Raw genomic sequence first — 4,991 nt, 5'->3', positions numbered from 1 at the left:
GGATATACTAATAGTAAGATTTATCTTCTTAAGTATATAAAGGATATTCAGTTTAATTTAGATGGAATAATTAAAACAACTAAACCTTTAATTTATGATGATCTGATTATTTATACTAATAGCTTAATAGATCTTATATTATTATTTTAATGATGATTTAGTTATGTTTGTTTTAAATGAGTATAAATGATATTTGAAGTGACTGCATAGGATTGTGTATCTAATTTTATAGAAGGATAAGCCTGGTATAAGATCTTTGTAATTCTATCTTAGAGTTCAATTATACTTCTTAGTATAAGTATAACTTTATAAAAATAACAAGTAATTATATCGTGATATCTTATGAATTATATAATGTGTGATATTTTTGTATTTTAAAACTAGACTTAGTATAGTTTTTTTATTTAAGGTTATTAAATTAATCTAAATTTATGTTAAAATATTATTTGCTACATTTAATACATATTTAATAAAAATACATTTTATGATTGAAGGCGATAATATGAAGATTAAAGGTGTTTTATTTACTATTCTTTCAGCAGTGATTTTTGGATTCACTCCAGCTCTAGCTAATATTACATATGACTTGGGAAACAATGCATTATCTATGACGTTTTTTAGAAGTTTATTTGCAATACCATTTCTATTTTTGATATTAAAGGTTAAAAAGATCCCTTTGAATATAGAAAAGAGAGAAGCAAGTAATATATTTATTTTAAGTTTAATAGGAGTTGCTTTAACAATAGGATTGTTGTATAGTTCATATTCTTATATAGGTATAGGAGCTGCAACTACATTACATTTTATGTATCCTATATTTATTGCATTAGCATGCAAATTTATTTTTAAAGAAACATTAGGTATTGGAAAGGTATTATCATTAGTAATAGCATTCTTTGGAGTAATGTTTTTTATGGATATAAACAACAGCGGAAATATTACAGGAGCATTAATGGCATTAATATCAGGGCTAACTTATGCATTTTATGTATTATGGATTGATAAGAAGGGATTAGTTAAGATTAATCACTACAAGTTGACTTTTTACATAGTTACATTTGCTTCATTACAAATGTTTATTGGTAACTTCTTTGGAGGATATATAAACTTCAACTTACCACTTAAAGCTTATATAATTATTATAATATGCTCACTATTAGCATCAATAGTAGGAATAGTTTCTTTTCAAATAGGGGTTTCTATTATAGGCTCTACATCAGCAGCTATATTTTCTTTATTTGAACCTGTTACTAGTGTTATCAGTGGAGTAGTTATCTTTAAAGAAGTTTTAAACTTAAATAAGATTCTAGGGTGTATAATTATCTTAATTTCTATTACATACTTAGCACTAGAATCAAAATTAAAAGGAAAACACATAGAAGCTAAGATAGAAATATAAAAAAATAATAGTCTACAAGTAGTAGGTAAGGGGAGTTTCTTATTTATATATTAGTTAGCAATTTGGAGCTGTATAAGACAGCTCCATTTTTATCCCTTAGGTTTAAATATAATGGCAGCAAAGAATCCAAATACTACAGCAGCAGAAACACCGCCACTTACAGTTTTTAGTATACCTGAAAATATTCCTATAAATCCAGTTTGCTCAGCTTCTGTAATAGCAGAAGTGACTAATGTGTTACCAAAACTACTAATAGGTACAAAAGCGCCTGCACCTGCAAGCTTTACTAAAGGATCATATAATCCAAATCCACCTAAAATTGCTCCAATTACAACTAAAGTACAAGTAGTATGAGCTGGAGTTACTTTTAAGATATCCATTATAAGTTGACCAATAACGCAAATAATACCGCCTACAATAAAGGCGAAAATAAACTTTTCCATAATATCACACCCTTTTACATTTCTATAGAAACAGCATGAGCTACGCAAGGGATACTTTCTTTTTGCTGGAAGGAGATAGGAGACATTAGAGCACCAGTTGCTACAACTAATATCTTTTTAAGTTCTCCTTTTCTCATACGATTAAGTAAGTGTCCATATGTAACTGTAGCAGAGCAAGCACAACCACTTCCTCCACAAAAGCTTGGTTGATCCTTAGTATATATTAATAAACCGCAATCTGTAAAAATATCTTCAGGCATATTAATTTTATGCTTTTTAAATAATGCATTAGCAATTTCATGACCAACCTTTGCTAAGTCTCCAGTAGCAATTAAGTCATAGTGTGTGGCATCTATATCTAAATCTCTAAAATGAGCTTCAATAGTATCTACAGCAGCTGGTGCCATAGCAGCACCTACATTATAGGGATCAGATATTCCCATATCGATAACTCTACCTATAGTTGCTGATGTAACTTTGGGGCCATCACCACTTTCTGCTAGAACAGCAGCTCCTGCACCTGTAACAGTCCATTGAGCTGTAGGTGGTCTTTGAACTCCATAATCTGTAGGATATCTAAATTGCTTTTCTGCTGCAGCATTATGACTACTTGCAGAAGTTAAAACATATTTTGCAGCCTTGCTTTCTATAAGTTGTGCAGCTAAAGCTAAACCTTCCATAGAGCTTGAGCATGCACCAAATATTCCGAGATAGGGAATGGCTAAAGTTCTTGCAGCAAAGCTACTAGTTATAATTTGATTCATTAAGTCTCCACTAAAGAAAAAATTTATATCTTCTTTTTGTAAATTAGCTTTTTCGATAGCTCTATTACAAGCATGTTCTAACATAACTTTTTCAGCTTTTTCATAGCTATCTTGACCAAGCCATAAATCTTCAGTAATTATATCAAAGTCATTAGCTAAAGCACCATTTCCCTCGAAGGGGCCACCAACAGCAGCAGAAGATATTATTGTGGGTTTTGATTCAAAAATCCATGATTGATGTCCTTTTAGCATTTACATTCCTCCTAACCAGACTATAGTCATTTTTATTGTAGCTACAACAAAGGCAGCAACTATTCCGTACACAACTATGGCTCCAGCTAAACCAAACATATTACCAGCTACACCTAGGACAAATCCCTCACTTTTATGTTCAATTGATTTTGAAGCTATTGAATTTGCAAAACCTGTTATTGGTACAGCAGTTCCACAACCAGCCCATTGACTTAAGTGATCATAAACTCCAAGGCCTGTAAATAACACTGAAAAAAATATTAGTGTTATTAAAGTAGGGGTCATAGCTGTCTTTTCATCAAAGTTTAAATAATTTATATAAAGCCAATTAATTACTTGACCTATAGTGCAAATTCCTCCACCAACTAAGAAGGCTCTTATACAGTTTTTTAAAATTGGTCTTTTTGGTTCTATTGCTTTTACTAAATCATCATATTGTTGCTGAGCGGAAGTCATTTTTTTCTTTTTCATATTTGACATAATAATTCACCTTCTAACGTAATAAATAGGGTTCTAATTTATTTATTAGTTCTTCTAATTTTTTAGCATTTTTAGAATACATATTTTTAGCTTCTTCGTTATCTGTATCTAAGGAGTAGGACATTAAATCAGACTGACACTTTAAAAGACTTGCATATAGCATATCCTTAACTTGAGCTTTTGGAACTTGAATCATATCATCAAAGAGATCTAAGTATAAATCCCCTGAAGAATCTACTTGCCCTAGGAAAACACTTTCTAAAGGAACTCCTTGAGCCTCGAGTTGTGTATTAAGCCAACCTATGTTTAATCCTGCATTAGTAAGACCTTCATTCAATATGTTTCCATCTAAAATTACAGCTTGTGGTTCAGATTTCTGAGGAACCTTCTTACCTAAATCATAGGAGGTTACCGGTTTCTTATCAGCTTTTAAACTAACATTTATATCACCATTAGTTTCTAATAAAGAAAATTCTACATCTGCTAAATTAAAAGCATTTTTAGAGCGCATTATTTGTAAAAACTCTTGTCCTGTAATTCTTTCTTTAGATAAGTTATCTTCCATGATTTTACCATTTTTAATTAAAACTCTTTCTTTACCATGTAGTAAATTATAAATAGTCTTACTTTTCATAGATGCAAAATCTAGCACAAGGGGCATCATTGCCCAAATTAATAATGTAATGATTCCAAAATAGAAATTACTTATAATATCTAAAGAAATTAGTGGAATTAAAACTGCAACTACACTATAAGAAATAAAATCAAAAGGTGTAGCTCTAGCTAATGTTTTTCTCTTCATATATCTTGTTATTATAATTGCTATAAAAAATAGAATTATTGATTTAAATAAAACTATTAACCAAGTATCCATATTTCACCTCACTTAGTTGCCCTTATATTGTGGTTCTTCAAACTCCATAAATCCAATTCTTTGTTCTAAGTCTACCTTTATTTTATCTAACTCCATAGAAGCTTCCTTGTATATATTTTTAGATTCTTTATTTTGTTCTTGCAGGTAATACATATCTAATGTAGCTTCAGCACCTTTTAAGGTAGCTAATGTTTGTTTTACCTTTGAAATAGCTGTCATATAAATTTCTCCTTTTTTATTAATAAAATTCCTTACGATGTTAATTTAACCTTTATAGCTAATTTTAATTCACTACTTAATAGAAATAATTATTAATGGAGTATAAAGAGGTTAATACAATAACTTTAATGACTATAAATTAATAAAGGGATATTTTTCATTTGAGTTTTAAGAATATTTAAATTTGGATTGTACAAAAATATATTTGCAAAAGAAATTTGTAGAGGAGGTTTTATTATGCCAACAGGAACTAAAATAGAAACAGCATTAGCTAGTGCAAAAGGTTTAGCTGCTGATATGAAGACATTTTCTTTAGATACAGATAATCAAGAAGCAAAGCAAATGTTTAATCAGCTTGCAAATACAATGTCTGGTGTTGAGCAATCACTACAGTCAAGACTTGATTTTGTAAAACAACAAGAACCACAATATAATAAATAAGGTTCATAAATAAAAAGGTGCTGTCACATAATGAAAAATTAAGAGTGAATAATTAAGTTTAGTAATTTTATAAGAATTACAGCAATAATTTTAAATTCTTAATTTAAGCGATAATGCGA

General features: G+C 29.6%; 7 protein-coding genes. 2 read left to right on the top strand and 5 right to left on the bottom strand.

Annotated features, from left to right (window positions below):
- Nucleotides 1-502: 502 nt before the first annotated feature.
- Complete coding sequence (locus tag E6248_RS13050) at nt 503-1,399, top strand: DMT family transporter (protein WP_316341228.1); 897 nt, start codon at nt 503-505, stop codon at nt 1,397-1,399.
- An 89-nt stretch (nt 1,400-1,488) separates the two neighbouring features.
- On the opposite strand, the gene spoVAE is transcribed toward E6248_RS13050, so the two are convergent.
- The 5 genes from spoVAE to E6248_RS13025 are packed head-to-tail and all read right to left on the bottom strand — an operon-like array spanning nt 1,489 to nt 4,431.
- Complete coding sequence (spoVAE, locus tag E6248_RS13045; protein WP_316341227.1) at nt 1,489-1,842, bottom strand: stage V sporulation protein AE; 354 nt, start codon at nt 1,840-1,842, stop codon at nt 1,489-1,491.
- A gap of 14 nt (nt 1,843-1,856) precedes the next feature.
- Nucleotides 1,857-2,858 carry a stage V sporulation protein AD gene (gene spoVAD / locus E6248_RS13040; RefSeq protein ID WP_316341226.1) on the bottom strand — a complete coding sequence of 334 codons (1,002 nt, stop codon included), beginning with the start codon at nt 2,856-2,858 and terminating at the stop codon, nt 1,857-1,859.
- Complete coding sequence (spoVAC, locus tag E6248_RS13035; RefSeq protein WP_316341225.1) at nt 2,859-3,338, bottom strand: stage V sporulation protein AC; 480 nt, start codon at nt 3,336-3,338, stop codon at nt 2,859-2,861.
- Between the two features lie 13 nt (nt 3,339-3,351).
- Nucleotides 3,352-4,212, bottom strand: a complete 861-nt coding sequence (locus E6248_RS13030; protein WP_316341224.1) for a DUF421 domain-containing protein — start codon at nt 4,210-4,212, stop codon at nt 3,352-3,354.
- A 12-nt stretch (nt 4,213-4,224) separates the two neighbouring features.
- Entirely contained in the window at nt 4,225-4,431 is a 207-nt protein-coding gene (locus tag E6248_RS13025) for a DUF1657 domain-containing protein (RefSeq protein WP_136005107.1), read from the bottom strand.
- A gap of 237 nt (nt 4,432-4,668) precedes the next feature.
- On the opposite strand from E6248_RS13025, the gene E6248_RS13020 reads away from it, so the two are divergent.
- Nucleotides 4,669-4,872, top strand: coding sequence for a DUF1657 domain-containing protein (locus E6248_RS13020; protein WP_136005109.1), 204 nt, complete (start codon nt 4,669-4,671; stop codon nt 4,870-4,872).
- Nucleotides 4,873-4,991 lie beyond the last annotated feature (119 nt).

Origin of the sequence: Clostridium sp. (assembly GCF_032552055.1) — a bacterium.
GTDB lineage: Bacteria > Bacillota > Clostridia > Clostridiales > Clostridiaceae > Clostridium.
Note: the sequence above shows the minus strand (reverse complement) of the source record. Positions and strands in the feature narration are given on the sequence as shown.

What these genes read in the sequence shown, in the direction of transcription:
- E6248_RS13050 (WP_316341228.1), top strand. Translation starts at nt 503, where the DNA reads ATGAAGATTAAAGGTGTTTTATTTACTATTCTTTCAGCAGTGATTTTT.
- spoVAE (WP_316341227.1), bottom strand. Translation starts at nt 1,842, where the DNA reads ATGGAAAAGTTTATTTTCGCCTTTATTGTAGGCGGTATTATTTGCGTT.
- spoVAD (WP_316341226.1), bottom strand. Translation starts at nt 2,858, where the DNA reads ATGCTAAAAGGACATCAATCATGGATTTTTGAATCAAAACCCACAATA.
- spoVAC (WP_316341225.1), bottom strand. Translation starts at nt 3,338, where the DNA reads ATGTCAAATATGAAAAAGAAAAAAATGACTTCCGCTCAGCAACAATAT.
- E6248_RS13030 (WP_316341224.1), bottom strand. Translation starts at nt 4,212, where the DNA reads ATGGATACTTGGTTAATAGTTTTATTTAAATCAATAATTCTATTTTTT.
- E6248_RS13025 (WP_136005107.1), bottom strand. Translation starts at nt 4,431, where the DNA reads ATGACAGCTATTTCAAAGGTAAAACAAACATTAGCTACCTTAAAAGGT.
- E6248_RS13020 (WP_136005109.1), top strand. Translation starts at nt 4,669, where the DNA reads ATGCCAACAGGAACTAAAATAGAAACAGCATTAGCTAGTGCAAAAGGT.